The sequence below is a fragment of the Lactococcus garvieae genome (assembly GCF_016027715.1).
In the GTDB taxonomy this organism is placed as follows: Bacteria; Bacillota; Bacilli; order Lactobacillales; family Streptococcaceae; genus Lactococcus; species Lactococcus garvieae_A.
The window spans coordinates 569,358-587,730 of sequence record NZ_CP065691.1; the positions used below are offsets into that span (position 1 = coordinate 569,358).

Consider the following 18,373-nt stretch of genomic DNA (forward strand, 5'->3'; position numbering starts at 1 on the left):
GATTATCTGTTGTCTGAGTCTGACTGACCATATTTATTATTAAAGGAATTTGAATACTATGAAAAAAGTAGCGTTGATTGGTGCAGGGCAAATCGCTGAAACTGTACATGCCGCTTATTACAACACACAACCAGAAACTTACAAAATAGTCGCTGTGGTTGATCCTCGACTTGAGGTTGGGGAAAATTTTGCAAAAAAAAATAATGTTGCAAAAGCTTACTCTGATATGAAGGAGATGCTTACAATAGAAAAGCCAGATATTGTCTCCGTATGTACTCCCAACCGTTTTCACTATGAAAATGTTATGATGGCTTTAGAAGCTGGTTGCCATGTCTTTTGTGAGAAACCACCTGCCATGACTAGCGCGCAAGCTCTTAAAATGGCAGAAAAAGCTACTGAAAAAAAAGTGATTCTGGCATATGATTTTCAGCATCGCTATTCTGATGAAACACAGATGATTAAATCTCATATTGACAAACTGGGTGAAGTTTACTTTGTGGATGCAATGGCCCTTCGTCGCTCCGGTGTACCAGGATGGGGCAACTTCATTGACAAAGAATTACAGGGCGGTGGGCCACTTATCGATTATGGAATTCATATGTTGGACACTACTTTGTACCTTCTGGATTATCCAGAAATCTCAGCCGTCCAAGCGCATTCTTTTCAGAAGATTGGTACTAAAAAGTCAAAAGGCACCTTTGGTACGTGGGACCCCACAAAATATACAGTGGAGGATGCTATTTTTGGAGTCATTGAACTGAAAAATGGTGGTATTATCCGAATTAATACTTCATTTGCTCTCAATATCCAACCTGAAAAAATATTTGACATTCAACTCTGTGGCGATGAAGCAGGTGCGAGTTTATATCCAGGAAAAATATATCGAGATTATGAAGGAGAACTTCAAATGCTCAAAGAAGTTCCCTCAACGTCCGAAAATATACATTTCCGTTCCATGGCGACTTTTACAGATGCTGTTTTAGGCAACAGTCAAGCTCCAATAGCAAATGCCAGCCAAGGTTACACTATTCAACGCCTCATTGAGGCACTTTACCAAGCAGCAGAAAGTGGAGAAAAAATTCCTTATGCACTATAAAATTACTAACTTTGATACAGAATTACTAAACAAAGAAGCCACACTCATGGCTCAAGGGAATGGATTTTTAGGCTTACGAGCCACACATGAAGAAAATTATCGAAACCAGGATCGTGGTTTCTTCATACGGGGAGTTTACGACCGAGGTATAGGACAAGAAACTTCGGATTTGGTTAATCTTCCTGATTTTATTGAGGACGAAGTTCGTTTAAATGACGAAGTAGTTTCCATCTGGCCTGAAAGAATCACTGACTTCGAGCGAAGCTTAGACTATACTACGGGGCAGCTCATCAGAAAGCTTACTTGGAAAGACGCTACTGGGAAGCGATATCTTATTGTAAACAAACGTATTGTTAATCCTGAAAATGTCCACCAGGTAGCATTTAGAAGTGAAATAACACCCATAGATGCTCCAGTAAGCCTTTCTATAAAAGCTGGCTTCAACGCTCAAGTTTCAAACGGAGGTGTTCAGCATTTGCTTGAACGTGAAGTTCTAGTCACTGACGATGTGATCGCTGTTAAATTTGACACGATGGACACAGATATTGGTATCGGACTTTCTATGCGTTTTAACTCGCCTGCAATTATGACGGCTAAAAATCGTAAGACACAGGGAACCATTACTGGACAAGTCCAGATAAAAGAAACATTCGTCTTTGAAAAACTCGTTCACGTCTATTCCTCACATGAAACGCCCAAACCTTATGAGGCCGCACGTGCTGATTCAGTCATTAAGGTTTCCTATAATCAAGTTTTAGAAGAAGCGAGTAAGCATTGGGAGAAGTACTGGGCATCACACCGGATTGTCGTTGATTCTACTAATCCTAAAGATCAAGAAGCTCTTGACTTTGCTCTCTACCATATGAAAATCATGCTGCCCAATGACCATTTGCCATTTGCCAAGGGTTTCTCTATCGGGGCAAAGGGGCTAACTGGTGAAGGCTATAAAGGCCATGTATTCTGGGATACAGAAATCTTTTTGCTTCCTTTTTATTTACATCATGAGCCGGAGGCAGCAAGGAAACTTCTCGAATATCGATCTTTGCGTCTAGCTGGGGCACGTGATAAGGCGGCGGATAATGGCTATAAAGGTGCGCAATTCCCGTGGGAATCAGCCTTGACTGGCTTTGAAGAGACACCACACTATGCAGCTATTAATATTAAAACAGGGCGTCGTCAGATCATTGCCTCTGCCCAAGCAGAACATCATATCGTGTCTGATATCGCCTATGCAGTCAAGGATTACTACCAAGCCACTAAGGACGAAACTTTCATGAACTCCAAAGGCAAAAAACTACTTAAAGAAACAGCAGAATTTTGGATTTCTCGTACAGTTGAGAAAAATGGACGCTTAGAAATTCTAGATGTTATTGGTCCAGATGAGTATACAGAACACATCGATAATAATGCTTATACAAACTATATGGCGGCTGAAAATGTACGTACAGCTTTACAATTTAATGAAGAAGATGAAAAGTTTTCACAAGATGCGGTTCATTTTTTGAATAATGTTTATCTTCCTGTTCCAAATGAAGAAGGACTAATCCCGCAAGACGATACTTTTTTGAGTAAGGTCATTATTGACCTCACTAAATACAAAGCCACAGCAGGTTCACAATCTATCCTTTTGGACTATAGCCGTGAAGAAGTCGTTGATATGCAAATTCTTAAGCAAGCAGATCTAGTGATGCTCTTCTATTTAATGCCCTACCTTTTTGATGAAGAGACAATGAAGAAAAACTTGTACTATTATGAAGATAAAACTATTCATGATTCGTCACTCTCCAAAGCTATTCATGCCATCGTAGCAGCTCGTATTGGTGAGGCCGATTGGGCATATGATATGTTCCAATCCGCATGTGCTATTGATCTCAATGATATGCCACACAAGTCAGATGACGGTATACATGCAGCTAGCCAAGGGGCGATTTGGTTGGCCACTGTTTTTGGCTTTGCGGGACTCGTTAAGTCTGAAGGGTTAGAAATTAATCCTAAACTACCAAGTGCTTGGACCAGTCTGGAACATGACTTTATTTGGCGCAATCAAAAATTACATTTTAAACTTACACATGACACCATCAGCATCACTAAATCTTCAGTTACTCCGTTGCCATTGACAATCGTGGGCAAGGATTACGAACTTATTCAAGAATTAACTGTGAATTATTAAGGAAACCCATGAAAATTTCAAAAGATGCCTCATATGCAATTATAGAAAAAATCAATTGTCTCTATGGAGACCAGGCTCAAACTACTATCGAAGCTTTGCAAAGTATTTTAGATGAATTCTCTCTTTCAGACTTTGCACCGAAAGCACCTTTGACACAAAAAACAGCCTACTTAATCACTTATGGTGATGCTATCCAAGAAACAGGTAAAAGTCCTTTGACCGCCTTACATGACTTACTCAAGGCTAAGATTAAAGGCAGTATATCAGATGTCCATTTATTACCGATGTTTCCTTATACTTCAGATGATGGCTTCTCAGTGACGGACTACGAAGTGATTAATCCAGAATATGGAGACTGGTCTCATATTGAATCGCTTAGTCAAGACTACAGACTCATGTTTGACTTTGTGGCAAATCATATGTCTCGGTCGAGCCAGTGGTTTCAAAACTACCTTAATGATGTTCCTGGCTTTGAAGATGCGTTTGTAACCTATGATGAAAACTTTGACAGCTCAAAAACTACCCGTCCTCGTACTTCCCCGCTTTTCCATGAGTATGTTGGAGAGAAAGGGATAACTAAGCGTGCTTGGTCTACTTTTTCTGAGGATCAAGTCGATGTCAATATCCAGGATCCTGCTATGTTTGCACGGTTGACAAAGGTCCTTTTGGACTATGCAGCTAAAGGCGCAGCAAGTATCCGTTTAGACGCAATCGGTTTTCTCTGGAAGGAATCTGGTACGACATCTATGCATTTGGAGCAGACTCACGAGATCATTAAGATTTGGCGTTTGCTCCTTGATGAAATAGCGCCTCATACCCAAATTATCACGGAAACCAATGTTCCTCATGCTGAAAATATTTCTTACTTTGGTCAAAATGACGAAGCCAATCAAGTGTATCAGTTCCCGCTACCCCCTCTGACTTTACATGCTTTTACCGTTGGAAATGCAGAAAAGCTCTCGGAGTGGGCCAAAAAGATTGATCATGTGGGCGAGAATGAAACTTATTTTAACTTTTTGGCTAGTCACGATGGTATTGGGATGCGTCCAACTGAAGGTATCTTGACCGAAGAAGAGCGTGAAACGCTCGTTGCCAAAGTCAAAATGCAGGGCGGACGAATCTCCTATAAGAGTAACCCAGATGGCACTCAAACTGTTTACGAGATGAATATCAACTACTCGGATGCTTTGCGTAACGCAGGAGAAGATGATGCTACAGCTGTTCAGAAGATGAAGGCGGCACACAGTATTCTGCTTAGTGTTTTAGGCGTTCCTGCTATCTATTACCACTCTCTCTTTGGATCACGCAATGACTATGTCGGACTAGAATCCTCAGGTATTAATCGCCGCATTAACCGAGAGAAGTTGGATGGTCCAACTCTGGCCGAAGAACTTCTCCATAATCCTTATCGCAAAGGAATTTTCAACGGCTTAATAGAAATGTTAGATGTGCGCAGTACACAGACTGCCTTTAATCCTTATGGGACACAAGAAATATTGGATTTGGACGCACGTATTTTCGCGGTCAAACGTCACAATTCTAAGACAGGAGCAACCGTCTTATCTTTGACCAATGTTTCAGATCAAGCAGTAACGTTGATGAATATTCAGGGCACAAATCTCCTGACAGGAGAAAAAACCACAGGAACGTTACACTTGCCAGCTTATGCGTACGCTTGGATAAAATAAGGGACTATTGATATGAAAATTTTTATCGCTTCTGATTCATTTAAAGGATCAGTAAGCTCAAAAGAAGTAGCCGAAAGTTTGACCGTAGGCTTACTGGCTAAAAATCCTCAGTTAAAAGTAGCTTACTCAGAAATTGCAGATGGTGGAGAAGGAAGTCTATCTGCGATTCTTGCAGCTCGTCCAGATTTTGCAGTACAGACGATAATATCCTGTGATTTATTAGGACGTGAATATGAATCTAAAGTTTTGATTGGACAGGATCTCGGCAAAAAGACTGCTATCGTGGAGTCTGCTGATTTACTAGGTTTGAATTTGGTCTCTGCTGATTCGACATCGGTAGAAGCGGCCAGTTCCTATGGTCTTGGGCTATTGATTCAGGCTCTTAAGGAAGATGGTCTTGAAAAAATTATTGTCTTTCTTGGTGGCACAGGTAGCAGTGATGGAGGAGGAGGTTTCCTTCAGGCATTAGGCGTCCACTTTTTAGAGGAAGATGGGCAAATTGTACACAGTCGGAAAAACCTTTTGTCCCAAAATATTATAGATATTAAAAACTTAGAAAAAGTTTTAGAAGACTTTAGTGGCTTAGAGATCATTATTGGCTCAGATGTAACCAATCCCTACACGGGGCCAAATGGAGCGCAGGCAGTTTTTGGTAAACAGAAAGGTGCAACTCCAGAACAGATTACTAATTTTAATAAACAAATGACCGTTATAAATGAGTTGTTTAAAGCACAAGTCAATATTGATTTGAATACTTATGAGGGATCTGGCGCAGCTGGAGGTTTGGGTGGAGCATTTGCTTTATTGGGAGGGAAGGCACGCTCAGGCTTTGATATTATCGCTGACTTGACAGGACTGTCTGTTAAAATGGCCGATGCTGACTTGATCATTACAGGGGAAGGCTCATTAGATGCTCAGTCTGCGCAAGGCAAAGTACCGATGAAAGTTGCGACTTTGGCAAAAGACCAGGGGATACCTGCTCTTGCTGTTGCTGGTAGACGGGATGAAGATCTTGGGGATTTAGAAAATCACTTAATCGCTGCCTATGCTATCCAGCGCGAAGTGACAACCTTAGAAATAGCGATTTCACCAGATTATGCCAAAAGTAATCTGGAATTGATTGGAAAAAATATTGCAGGCATGCTCAGCTTGCTTAAGTAAAGGAAAATTATGTTTAAAGCAGTACTTTTCGACTTGGACGGAGTTATTACGGATACAGCAGAATATCATTATCAAGCGTGGAAATCCTTGGCTGAGTCTATTAACATTCAAGGTGTTGACCGTAAGTTCAACGAACAGCTAAAAGGAGTATCACGTGAGGACTCTCTGCAGAAAATCCTTACACTCGCAGAAGGTGAGAGGGATTATTCAGATGAAGAACTCGCAGCTTTGGCTAAACAAAAAAATGATACTTATGTAAGAATGATTCAAAAAATTACTCCAAAAGAAGTTTATCCTGGGATTATCGAATTACTCAAAGATTTGAAAGCGAAAGAAATCAAAGTCGCATTAGCTTCAGCATCTAAAAATGGCCCATTTCTTCTGGAACGGATGGAGTTGATGAGCTATTTTGACTATATAGCGAACCCCGCAGAAGTAGCAGCATCCAAGCCTGCTCCAGATATCTTTTTAGCAGCGGCCGCAGGAGTCAACACGCCCATTTTTGAAACAATAGGTATCGAAGATGCTCAAGCTGGTATTGCAGCTATTAAAGCAGCTGGGGCGCTTCCTGTAGGGGTGGGGCAGGCAGCTGACTTAGGCAAAGAGATTGCTTTGGTAGCGGATACCAGCTATTTGTCTCTTGAGTATCTGGCTCAGGTTTGGGAGAAACACACGTACTAAACTTTATCCTCAAATAAAAGCCTATGTCTTATAGTACATAAGCTTTTTTATAACCCCATAACATTTTTGTTAAAATTCTTTTTTGATATAATGAAGTTATGAATAAAAAAGTAATCGCTATCATTGCTGTGCTTTTGGTTGCAGCTGCTGGGGCTTTCGCTTGGCAGTCTAAAGTTTTTGCACCAAAGACGGCACAGGAAGAAGTTAAAGAAGAGGAAAAAGCACAACCTGTCAGATCAGCTTTGACAGGTTTAGAAACAACTGCAGAAAAGGCAAAGCGCCCGATTACTGCGGTCATGATAGAGAACTCGCCAGAAGCCAGGCCTCAGTCAGGACTCAAAGAAGCAGGTGCCGTTTTTGAAGCTGTAGCTGAAGGGGGCATCACACGCTTTGTTGCTCTCTATCAAGAAGCTCAGCCTGATCTGATCGGCCCCGTTCGCTCGATTCGTCCTTACTTCGTAGAGTGGGCGGCAGGATTTGATGCGGGCTTGGCTCATGTGGGTGGCTCAGAGTTAGCTCTAAATATGGTGAAGTCGGGAGACTACGTGGCAGATTTGGACCAGTTCAAAGCTCCAGAGGGTATTTTCTGGCGCTCGGATGACCGCGTAGCCCCGCATAATATGTATACGAAAATGAGCGGCTTAGATAAATACATGGACAAGTTAGACAAGAAGAAGTCTGAGTTTGAAACCTGGGAGAGAGAGCCACTAGATTCGACTCAAACCAGTGAAGAACCACAAACAGAGCTAGCTGATGCCCACACTATCCACATGCCAGTGTCAACAGGAATTTTTGACGTAAGCTACCAGTACGATACAGAAAGCCACACCTACAAACGTTTCCAAGGTGGCGAAGCCCATCAAGACCGCGAAAAAGGGCAGATTTCTCCCGATGTGGTTATTGCTATCATGGTAGATCAAAGCCTCTCCGCAGATGGCAACCATATGGATATCCAAACCACAGGAACGGGCAAGGCCTACATCTTCCAAAACGGCAAAGTTCAAGAAGGCAAGTGGTCGAAGCCAAACGCCCAAACCAATATCAGCTTTACCGATGACCAAGATAAAAATATTCCACTGAAGTCGGGACAAACTTGGGTCACTGCAGTGGATAAAACCCGTGGAGTGACATGGGAGTAACGTGTTTCAACACTTCTAGAGAAAAAACAAATCAAAAAAAGCGCTGGATTTTTTACAGCGCTTTTTATACTATAATAAAAAACTATGCAAAAGCAAACCCCAAAAACACCTCCAAGAACAAGTAAAAAAAGCAAAAATAAAAACAAACGCGTCATCCTCTCCATCATAACTTTCTTCCTCTTCCTAATCATCGCCCTTCCGTTCTATGCGTGGAAAGTTGAGCCTTTCCTCGTGCATGTAAACCATGTGGAGTTGGGAAAGAAAAATGAACGCACACCTTTGAATGTAGTGCAGATCTCAGACTTGCAGGTCTCCAAGTATTACGAAACAGACCGCTTAGATAAGGTAATTGATGAGGTTAATGCTCAAAATCCTGATATACTTTTGTTTACGGGTGATTTGTTCGATAACTATTCCAAATATCCTGAACAGAAAGCACCAATGATTGAAAAGCTGAAGGCTTTTAAAGCTAATATCGGGAAATATGCAGTCTGGGGCAATCACGACTATGGCGGCGGTGCAGTCCGAGTTTACGAAGAAGTTATGACTGCAGGTGGCTTTACTGTCCTAAGAAACCAGGGGGAAACTCTGACTCTTGATGACGGACGCCGTGTTTTTCTAGGCGGACTTGATGACTCGCTCCTTGGAAATCCGTCGGTTACGGATACTTTAGCTTATCGCCAAAGCTATGATTATGCCATTACGATGACTCATGAGCCTGATGTAGCGGATGCCTTTATGGGTACCGATACCCAGCTAGTCTTAGCCGGTCATAGTCATGGGGGGCAGGTTTGGATTCCTTTCTACCCGATAAAAAATGTCCTTGCTGAAAAGTACACACGTGGCTTATACCAGCTTGATGCGGTAACGCAGCTCTATGTTAATACGGGTATTGGCACCACATCTATCCATGCCCGCTTTGGTGTGATTCCTGAAGTGACACAGTTTACAATTTATATTTAAAATAGGATGAATAAAAAGAGAGCCAGTCTCTCTTTTTTTGTTAAGAGACAAAAAAGAGGATTGCGATTCTTTCGTGTGATTTTTAAAGAAGGTCTATCTTTGCAGTCGAACATTCCAAGTGTTTAAGTTCACTCATCGTTAGAGGAAAACCTAGAACCTTAATTTTCTCATTTTATTGTTATGTATTTGCTATTTTTTTGCTTTTGTTCTATAATAATATTATCTAAATGTAATATAAGAAATAAAAAAGAAATTTTACGTTAATATAACTTTTTTTGAAAGTGAAGAAAAATATGCAAAACAAGAATAAGTTAGGGATACTTTTACTCATCATATCTGTCCTTCTCTTGATTTCAGGTGCTTTTGCTTGGAGGTCATTCACACAGCGTGCCATCAATGACCGCAAGACACGTGTTAACTTTGAAGAAGTCGGTCGGCTCCATGACTACTTTGACCGTGCCACAGGCAATAAAGATGTTTTTGCCGAAAACTTTGGTGATGCCCCTATCTTAGTCCGGGTCAAACTGCTGGAATACATGGAAATCAATGGCGAGTCCTTGGTGCAAGCTGACCCAGCAGAAGTCGCTGCGGGAAATGCTGTACAGCCGATCAAAGAAGACACAGGGACTTGGACACCATGGACACCTGAAGCTTCTGGAAATTCTGTCGGCAACCGCGTGGGCCCAGGTGCTGTTTTTAACAGTCGAGCCAGCTGGACAGTAGGCTGGCAACCTCGTCCTGCAACCGATGACTCAGGCCAGCTCATCGCACCCTACTATATGCCAACCTTTAACCGTAATCGCAATGACCATAAGACAGCCGCCGCAGGACATGGACGCGACTGGACCCAGTCAGGCGAAGAAGCGGATACCTCAGCCAGCCCTGATGGGACCAATGCTGGCACAGATGCTACAGGGGTAACCCATCCCGGAGACGGAACGGATGGTTTCTGGAACAGTGGCGATACAGCCAACTCCCTCTTAGGCTCGCCACCCGATACGGAGTCAGGACAACACACCGCCAGACAAACGGTTATCCAAGACCAACCCGTCATGCTCCTCAGCCAGTGGAATGCCCTCCCTGTCAGTCAACGTGTCGGTAACTTCTGGGTGGTGGACCCGCAGACCGGCTGGGCTTACTGGGCCAACTTGCTCTTTCCCGAGGAAGCGACCTCTTTTCTCTTGGATCAGGCCGACCTTTTAACAGGAGGTATGAGAGGAGAGCTTTACTATGGTATCAAGGCAGTGGCTAATATGGTAGCCAATACCAACGTGGATGTGAATGCTTTCTGGGATGGCGGGAATGAAAATCACAGCGACTTGGCTAAACAGCTTGTGGAAGAGGTGCGCAACGGCTTACCTATCTTTAGCGAAATGACACCAGGACAGATTTTCTCTATGCGAGGTACCCAGTACCGCTATCTTGAGAACAAAGGGGATGGGAATCATTTAATTATTAAAAATGCAACAGTACCTGCTTTTATAGCTTGGAATGCCTCAGGAGCCCCAGATTATAATGGTTCAACACTTGATAATGCTATGCGTCAATTTTATGACAGTCAACCTAGCGTCATTAGGCGTCAAGTACAACCTGTCCAAAAAACTTTTCCGACAGTTTTTGCTAACCAGCCTACTGGCTGGCTTAACTGGAGAGCTAATGGCCCGATTCCTTTAGGAAGTCCTGAAAACCCAGCAGCTCTTTGGATAGGAGGGACCAATGGTTGGCTCTTTAATATGAGCCATGTATCTGTGCCAGAAGCGATGCGAGAGGATATTACAGTCTATACTCCCGGTGGAGAAAAAAAAGCTTTTGCTCTGTCTATTGCAGATGTTATGAAGTTATCGGGTCCTGGCCTTGCTTTTCCAAATGTAAATTCAAGAGTACGGGCCGCTAACAGTAGTGAAAGTTGGTGGTTACGTACACCTGCTAGAACGAATACCGCTTGGTACATAAGTTCGTGGGATAATGCTCCTCCCGTAGGATCGCTATTATCCGGTATACATGTTTCTATTACAACTCCAAGTTGGGTATCTACCCGCCCCGCCTTCATCATGCGCGACCAAGGTGGAGCTTGGACATCTGGACTGTAAAAACGAATATCTAAACTTTCAAAAATAAACAAGCACTTTTCCCTCAAAGTGCTTGTTTTTTTGTTGTATAATTTTCGGAATAATAAATAAAGTATAAATAGAAGGCTATTTTGAGAAAGCATCCCTGTCCACCACCAGCGAAAAACCAGACCTCACTTTTAAGGCATATTGTGTTAAGTCAAAAAGTTTTTTTGGTAGAATATGTTATCTGATAAAATATGGGGAGAGAACAAATGAAAAAAATTCTAGTAGGCTTGTGTGTTATCACACTCCTCGCCAGCGTCAGCTATGTCTGGAATAGATCCAGCTATCTTGCTTCTCTTTGTTATGTTCACGTTGATGAAGATGGGAAAGTTAAGGACGAAAAAACTGACAGCGGTAAACCCATCAAACTTTATTATTATAAAATGGACGGCTATAATTCAAAAGGAGAAAAGAAAAACCTTACATTTACAGCCACCCATAACTTGAAACATGGGGTTTATTTAAAAATAGCGACGGACGAGTACAGCAACGTGATAGAGTGGGAAGAAGTAGCTAAAAGAGAAATTCCACAAGAAGCATTGGACCATTTACAATAATCGTCTTTAAATTATGGAAAGAGGAGCTTTTCCTTTTAGCGACAGACTCCCTTCTTAAAAACAGAGGTCAATCAATGGAAGAAACAATATTTCTGTTATAATAAAGAGTATGAAAAAAATAATTTCCCTCGGCTTAATACTCTTAGGAATACTTGCAGATCAACTGCTGAAAGCTTGGACTGTTTCTAATATTCAACTGGGAGGAGAAAAGGAATTTATTCCTGGTCTTCTCAGCCTCACTTATCTTCGTAATGAAGGCGCCGCTTGGTCAATGTTGGAAGGTAAACAATGGTTCTTTTTAATCTTAACACCTATCGTGATTATTGCAGCTGTCTATTTCCTCTATAAAAAGATTGATCAAAACTGGTATTTTGCAGCCCTGACTTTGATTATTTCAGGTGCTTTGGGAAACTTTATTGACCGTGTCCGCCAATCTTTCGTGGTTGATATGTTCCAAACGGATTTCATCAATTTTCCAATATTTAATATCGCTGATATACTGCTATCTGTAGGTTTTGTAGTACTCTTTATCGCGATTATTTTAGACAAAGAGGTAGAATAAATGACAGTAGTAATTATTGACGAGGCAAATGCAGGTCTTCGATTAGACAAAGCTCTTGCAAACTTGAGTGATGTCTCACGTTCCGTTTTAACAGAGCTTGTCCGTGAGGGCAAAGTCAGTGTAGACGGTGAAACTAAAAAAGCAAAATATAAAGTAAAAGCTGGTGAGAGTGTCACTTATGAACTGCCAGAAGTTGAAGTTTTGGATATCCAAGCTGAAGATATTCCTTTAGATATCGTCTATGAGGATGTAGATGTTGCTGTCATAAACAAACCGCAAGGTATGGTCGTTCATCCAAGTGCAGGCCATGCTTCTGGTACTTTAGTTAATGCCATCATGTACCACATCCAAGACCTTTCTTCAATCAATGGCGTGATTCGCCCAGGTATCGTGCATCGTATCGACAAAGATACCTCAGGTCTATTGATGATTGCCAAAAATGATAGGGCTCATGAGTCCTTAGCAGCACAGCTCAAAGCTAAAACAAACAAACGCCGCTATATCGCCCTTGTACACGGCGAAATACCTAACGAAAAAGGCACAATAGAAGCACCGATTGGGCGTAATCCTAAGGAACGTAAGAAGCAAGCCGTCGTATCTGGCGGAAAACCCGCAAAAACACACTTCACCGTCTTGGAGCGTTTCGCTGGCTACACCTTACTCTCCCTCGAACTCGAAACAGGTCGTACCCATCAGATTCGGGTGCATCTGGCTTACATCGGCTTCCCTATCGCAGGAGACCCTCTCTACGGGCCAAGTAAAACACTGACACCAAATAAAGGACAATTTCTGCATGCTGAAACTTTAGGCTTTGAACATCCAACCACAGGCGAGCTTATGGAGTTCCAAATAGACATCCCAGAACTTTTTGCCCAACAACTTGAAAATTTGAGAAACTTGTCACAATGACAAGTTTTTTTATTTCAATTTATGGTAAAATAGTTCTATGCTAAAAAAATCTGATTTCGAAAAATTTCCTGAATTGCTTGTCAAGTATGATGAGCCATTATCAAATTACACCTATACTAAAGTTGGCGGTCCGGCAGATTTCCTAGCTTTTCCCGCTTCAAGTGATGAGCTGGTTGAGCTTCTCGACTTAGCACGAGCAGCGGATACCCCAATCACTGTTTTGGGGAATGCTTCAAATTTAATCGTACGCGATGGCGGCATCCGAGGACTTGTTATCTTACTTGAAAAAATGAATCATGTAAAAGTAGAGAACCAAGTGATTACGGCGGAAGCTGGAGCGAAGCTTATTGATACGACCTATGTTGCTTTAGATCATGCGCTGACTGGTTTTGAGTTTGCCTGTGGCATTCCAGGATCGATCGGTGGCGCAGTTTTCATGAATGCTGGAGCTTACAATGGCGAAATCTCGCATGTCCTTCTTAGCTGTACTATTATCGATAAAAAAGGTAACCTTCGTGTACTGCAAGCGGATGAGATGAAGTTTGGCTATCGTCATTCCGTGATTCGTGAGGAGGACTTGATTGTTGTTTCCGCACAGTTTGAACTTCAAACAGGCGATGCGACAGTGATTAAAGCAGAGATGAACCGTTTGACTGGACTACGTGAAAGCAAGCAACCCTTAGAATTTCCGAGCTGTGGTTCGGTTTTCAAACGTCCAGCGGGACATTTTGCAGGTCAGCTCATCCAAGAAGCAGGAATGCAAGGTCACCGTATTGGTGGCGTTGAAGTATCGAAAAAACATGCTGGCTTTATGGTCAATGTGGATAAGGGTACAGCCACAGATTATGAAAACCTGATTGCTTATGTGATTGAGCATGTGAAAGAAAACTCTGGTTTGACATTAGAAGCAGAAGTCCGTATTATCGGTGAGAAATTAGAAGGATAAAAACAAAGATAAAATGATTAATGCAATAGTTTTTGACGTTGACGATACAATTTACGACCAACAAGCACCCTTCAGACGGGCCATTGCTAAAGTCTTCCCAGACTTTGATATGTCCGACATGAATAAAGCTTATATTCGCTACCGTCACTATTCAGACCTTGGTTTCCCTAAGGTTATCGCAGGTGAGTGGGAAATTGAGTATTTCCGTTTTTATCGTACAAATGAAACACTTAAAGACCTGGGCTATCCAGAAATTACACGCGAGACAGGGGATTATTTCCAAGATATCTATGCGGATGAACTTGAAAATATCACCATGCTTGATGAGATGCGTTTGACATTAGATTTCTTAAAAAAACGTAATATCCCCGTGGGCGTGATTACCAATGGCCCAACAGAACACCAACTGAAAAAAGTGCGCAAACTAGGTTTATATGACTATGTTGAGCCAAGTCATGTTATCGTTTCTCAAGCAACTGGTTTTCAAAAACCCGAAAAAGAAATCTTTAACTTAGCAGCACAACAGTTTGGCATGAACCCTGAGACCACACTCTATGTAGGGGACTCTTATGACAATGATGTTATGGGTGGACACAATGGTGGTTGGAAAACAATGTGGTTCAACCACCGTGGCCGTAGCATTTCTCAAAGTGAAAAAGTTCATGATGTCGAGATTGATTCCTTTGAACAGCTGTTTGGCGCGGTAAAAGTTCTTTTTGACTTGCCTGACAATAAATACATCATGGATTCTAATGACAAAACGAACCCCGTTCTCGAGTTAGGCATTAAGTCGGGTATGAATCTCGCAGCAGAACGCCTCTTGTCTACAGGAAAATTCAACCTTGACGAAGTAGCTACCATGCTTGAACTGGGCAAAAAACAAATCGAATTCTTAACTCTAAAAGGTTATAAATAAAAGAAAGAAATCAGGGTGAACTCTGATTTTTTTGTAATTCTAGATAAAAAAATACATACGCTTTCACTCTTGCAAAGGATTAAAAATTGCGTTATAATGATAAAAGTTCTGCAAATGCAGAAAATAGGACTCATTTTTGTTAAATTTCAACAAAAACTAAGGCCATACGGACAGCCAGAGTCACAGCCGATTGGCAATTTTATTGCCTTATTGATTAAGCAAATTCATTTGCTTATGGAGATTAAATGCTCCACCCAAGAAATACGCTTGCGCGCATCAATAAGAGTACTAAAAGTTGACTACTCGGTCTCTCCGCAGTAAGACTGCTTTTTATATGTAATCAAAGATTGAATGTGAATCCAAGCGTGTGTACGCTTGGATTTTTAATGCGCTATCCTCATTGCACCTAAAGGTGCTAATGAGGAACGGAAAGTCCTATTGGCCTTTCCTGAGCGCCTTATTAGGTTAAAAGCAAAAAATTATCGTTTTTTCTTTTAACCGTCATGACTTCTCCCATTGCGCCAGCTTACTTGTCGGTTTTGAGATCCCGATTGTGTTTATCGCAAAACAAAACTCTAAATCCATCACTAAGGATAAAATTATGACAAAGAACATCATTGAATTTAAAAATGTAACCAAAACCTATGAAGATAGTGGTACAACGGTTCTCAAAGACATTACTTTTGAGATTGAAGAAGGTAAGTTCTACACTTTACTTGGCGCTTCAGGTTCTGGTAAATCAACGATTTTAAATATTATTGCAGGACTTCTCGATGCAACATCGGGCGATATTTTACTTGACGGGCAGCGGATCAATGATATACCGACTAACAAGCGCAATGTGCATACTATTTTTCAATCTTATGCGCTCTTTCCTAATATGACGGTCTTTGACAATGTCGCCTTTGCCTTAAAAATCAAAGGTGTAAGCAAAGCAGAGATTGCCAAACGTGTGATGGAAACACTGAAACTTGTTCAACTTGAAGGTTTTGAAAAACGTGCCATAAGCAAGCTTTCTGGCGGACAAAAACAGCGTGTCGCGATTGCGCGAGCGATTATTGACCGTCCAAAAGTTCTTTTATTAGATGAATCCTTATCAGCCCTTGATATGAAACTCCGAAAAGATATGCAATACGAGCTTCGAGAGTTGCAGCAAAGTTTGGGGATTACCTTTATATTTGTCACTCATGATCAAGAAGAAGCTCTTGCCATGTCTGACTGGATATTTATCATGAATGAAGGAGAGATTGTTCAGTCAGGTACACCAACCGATATTTATGATGAGCCGATCAACCATTTTGTAGCGGAGTTTATTGGGGAGTCAAATATTATCAGTGGTCGTATGATTGAGGACTATCTAGTTGAGTTCAATGGTCAAAGATTTGAAGCAGTTGACGGGGGGATGCGCCCTAACGAACATATCGAAGTTGTCATCCGGCCTGAGGATATCGAATTTACTCTCCCTGATGAAGGGAAGTTTAATGTGAAGGTCGATACTCAACTTTTCCGTGGTGTTCATTATGAGATTGTTGCTTATGATGACTTTGATAATGAATGGTTGATTCACTCGACACATAAGGCCTTGGTTGGTGAAACGGTCGGTCTCTCTTTTGAGCCTGAAGCTATTCATATCATGCGTCTTGATGAAACGGAAGAAGAGTTTGATGCTCGTATTGAGGAATATGTTGAGGAAGAAGAGCAAACCATTGGTATTGCCAACGCTGTGGAAGAAGAAGCCGCCGAAGAAGAGGCAGCTCTCAAAGACGCCGTTCAGGAAGCTTTGGAAAATACAATGGACTTGACAGAGCTCGCTCAAGCGGTCAATGTTATCCTGCATAAGCAAGAAAATGAAGAAGGTGAGGACGAAGAATGACCAGAAGACTTATGTCTGTCCCTTATTTTCTCTGGGTAGGACTTTTTGTTGTTGCACCGCTTATCCTTTTGTTATGGCAATCCTTCTTTAATATTCAAGGACAGTTCACCTTCGGCAACTACAGTCAGTATTTTACAAGCTCGACTTACTTGATGATGACTTGGAACTCGATACTTTATGCTTTGATTATTACACTTGTTACTCTCTTGATTAGCTTTCCTGTTGCTTTTGTTTTGACGAAGTTAAGACACAAACAGCTGCTTTTGATGCTGATTATTTTACCAACATGGGTCAATCTTTTGCTCAAGGCTTATGCCTTCATCGGTATTTTCGGTAAGTATGGATCAGTCAATAGCTTTTTGCAATTTATTGGTCTAGGGCGTCCTCAGATATTATTTACAGACTTTAGCTTTATCTTTGTGGCGACTTATATTTCCATTCCTTTTATGGTTCTTCCTATCTTTAATGCTTTAGAAGACTTAGATGAGAACCTAGTTCTAGCCAGCTATGACTTAGGAGCCACACGCTGGCAAACTTTTATCCATGTGGTTTGGCCTTTGTCACTTAATGGTGTCCGTTCTGGGGTTCAAGCTGTCTTTATACCCAGCTTATCCCTCTTCATGTTGACCCGCTTGATTGGTGGAAATAAAGTTATCACTTTAGGTACCGCTGTTGAAGAACATTTCCTCACAACACAAAACTGGGGCATGGGCTCAACCATTGCCATTGTCCTCGTCTTGGCAATGATGATTATCATGCTCTTGACTAGAGAAAGAAAGGTGGGCAGCTAATGCGTAGTAAAAACCGTATCGGAAAAATTTATCTGGGCTTTGTGCTCTTTATTCTGTATGCCCCAATCTTTTTCTTGATTTTTTATGCCTTCAATGAAGGGGGCGATATGAACCAATTTACAGGTTTTACCTTAGACAACTTTAAGGAACTTTTTCAAGACAGTCGTTTAATTTTGATTGTCATACAGACATTCTTTTTGGCTTTCTTAAGTGCGTTGATAGCAACGATTATTGGTACATTTGGCGCTATGTTTATTGAAAACCTCAAGTCCAAAGGCAAGACCACTTTCCTTGGCTTGAATAATGTGTTGATGGTCTCACCCGATGTAGTCATTGGTGCAAGCTTCCTGATTCTCTTTACTTTAGTCGGGATGAAGCTCGGTTTTGCCTCTGTTTTACTGAGCCATATCGCCTTTTCGATTCCTATTGTTGTTCTCATGGTTCTCCCGCTTTACCAAGAAATGGATAAATCGTTGGTCGAAGCTGCTTATGATTTGGGAGCAACCCATACACAGGCACTCCGTGAAGTTGTGCTTCCCTATCTGACACCTGGTGTGATTGCCGGTTTCTTCATGGCCTTTACTTATTCCTTAGATGACTTTGCTGTGACTTTCTTTGTAACAGGAAACGACTTCACCACAATGTCTGTAGAGATCTACTCACGCGCCCGTGCAGGTATCTCTTTAGAAATCAATGCCCTGTCAGCAATTGTATTTCTCTTCTCAATTTTACTGGTTATAGGGTATTATATAATCATGAGAGAATCAGATACTGCTGGTAAATCACCAAATATTACTTAAGAAAGGA

General features: G+C 41.6%; 16 protein-coding genes. All 16 read left to right on the forward strand.

Going from position 1 to position 18,373, the window contains the following annotated elements; genetic code table 11:
* The first annotated feature begins 58 nt into the window (after positions 1-58).
* The 16 genes from I6G50_RS02945 (at position 59) to I6G50_RS03020 (ending at position 18,366) form a co-directional block, all read left to right on the forward strand.
* Positions 59-1,096, forward strand: a complete 1,038-nt coding sequence (locus I6G50_RS02945; protein ID WP_197909110.1) for a Gfo/Idh/MocA family protein — start codon at positions 59-61, stop codon at positions 1,094-1,096.
* A complete protein-coding gene (locus tag I6G50_RS02950) occupies positions 1,086-3,266 on the forward strand; it encodes a glycoside hydrolase family 65 protein (RefSeq protein ID WP_197909111.1) in 2,181 nt (726 codons plus the stop codon). Before I6G50_RS02945 ends, I6G50_RS02950 begins: the two co-directional genes overlap by 11 nt.
* A gap of 8 nt (positions 3,267-3,274) precedes the next feature.
* A complete protein-coding gene (locus I6G50_RS02955; protein ID WP_197909112.1) occupies positions 3,275-4,954 on the forward strand; it encodes a sugar phosphorylase in 1,680 nt (559 codons plus the stop codon).
* A gap of 12 nt (positions 4,955-4,966) precedes the next feature.
* Positions 4,967-6,115: a glycerate kinase gene (locus I6G50_RS02960; protein WP_197909113.1), complete on the forward strand. Its 1,149-nt coding sequence runs from the start codon at positions 4,967-4,969 to the stop codon at positions 6,113-6,115.
* 9 nt (positions 6,116-6,124) lie between these two features.
* Complete coding sequence (pgmB, locus tag I6G50_RS02965; RefSeq protein ID WP_197909114.1) at positions 6,125-6,796, forward strand: beta-phosphoglucomutase; 672 nt, start codon at positions 6,125-6,127, stop codon at positions 6,794-6,796.
* 98 nt (positions 6,797-6,894) lie between these two features.
* A complete protein-coding gene (locus I6G50_RS02970; RefSeq protein ID WP_197909115.1) occupies positions 6,895-7,935 on the forward strand; it encodes a DUF3048 domain-containing protein in 1,041 nt (346 codons plus the stop codon).
* An 84-nt stretch (positions 7,936-8,019) separates the two neighbouring features.
* Positions 8,020-8,898 (forward strand): metallophosphoesterase, encoded by an 879-nt coding sequence (locus I6G50_RS02975; protein ID WP_197909116.1) that lies wholly within the window; start codon positions 8,020-8,022, stop codon positions 8,896-8,898.
* Positions 8,899-9,191: 293 nt separating this feature from the next.
* Positions 9,192-10,988 carry a hypothetical protein gene (locus I6G50_RS02980; protein WP_197909117.1) on the forward strand — a complete coding sequence of 599 codons (1,797 nt, stop codon included), beginning with the start codon at positions 9,192-9,194 and terminating at the stop codon, positions 10,986-10,988.
* Between the two features lie 233 nt (positions 10,989-11,221).
* Complete coding sequence (locus tag I6G50_RS02985; RefSeq protein ID WP_197909118.1) at positions 11,222-11,569, forward strand: YxeA family protein; 348 nt, start codon at positions 11,222-11,224, stop codon at positions 11,567-11,569.
* 109 nt (positions 11,570-11,678) lie between these two features.
* Positions 11,679-12,131, forward strand: a complete 453-nt coding sequence (gene lspA / locus I6G50_RS02990; RefSeq protein WP_197909119.1) for a signal peptidase II — start codon at positions 11,679-11,681, stop codon at positions 12,129-12,131.
* Entirely contained in the window at positions 12,132-13,040 is a 909-nt protein-coding gene (locus I6G50_RS02995) for an RluA family pseudouridine synthase (RefSeq protein ID WP_197909120.1), read from the forward strand.
* A 37-nt stretch (positions 13,041-13,077) separates the two neighbouring features.
* Positions 13,078-13,986, forward strand: coding sequence for a UDP-N-acetylmuramate dehydrogenase (gene murB, locus I6G50_RS03000; RefSeq protein ID WP_197909121.1), 909 nt, complete (start codon positions 13,078-13,080; stop codon positions 13,984-13,986).
* Between the two features lie 13 nt (positions 13,987-13,999).
* Positions 14,000-14,902: an HAD family hydrolase gene (locus tag I6G50_RS03005; protein WP_197909122.1), complete on the forward strand. Its 903-nt coding sequence runs from the start codon at positions 14,000-14,002 to the stop codon at positions 14,900-14,902.
* 601 nt (positions 14,903-15,503) lie between these two features.
* Positions 15,504-16,775 (forward strand): ABC transporter ATP-binding protein, encoded by a 1,272-nt coding sequence (locus I6G50_RS03010; RefSeq protein ID WP_197909123.1) that lies wholly within the window; start codon positions 15,504-15,506, stop codon positions 16,773-16,775.
* Complete coding sequence (locus I6G50_RS03015; protein WP_197909124.1) at positions 16,772-17,566, forward strand: ABC transporter permease; 795 nt, start codon at positions 16,772-16,774, stop codon at positions 17,564-17,566. The genes I6G50_RS03010 and I6G50_RS03015 overlap by 4 nt, the downstream gene beginning before the upstream one ends.
* Entirely contained in the window at positions 17,566-18,366 is an 801-nt protein-coding gene (locus I6G50_RS03020) for an ABC transporter permease (protein WP_197909125.1), read from the forward strand. Before I6G50_RS03015 ends, I6G50_RS03020 begins: the two co-directional genes overlap by 1 nt.
* Positions 18,367-18,373 lie beyond the last annotated feature (7 nt).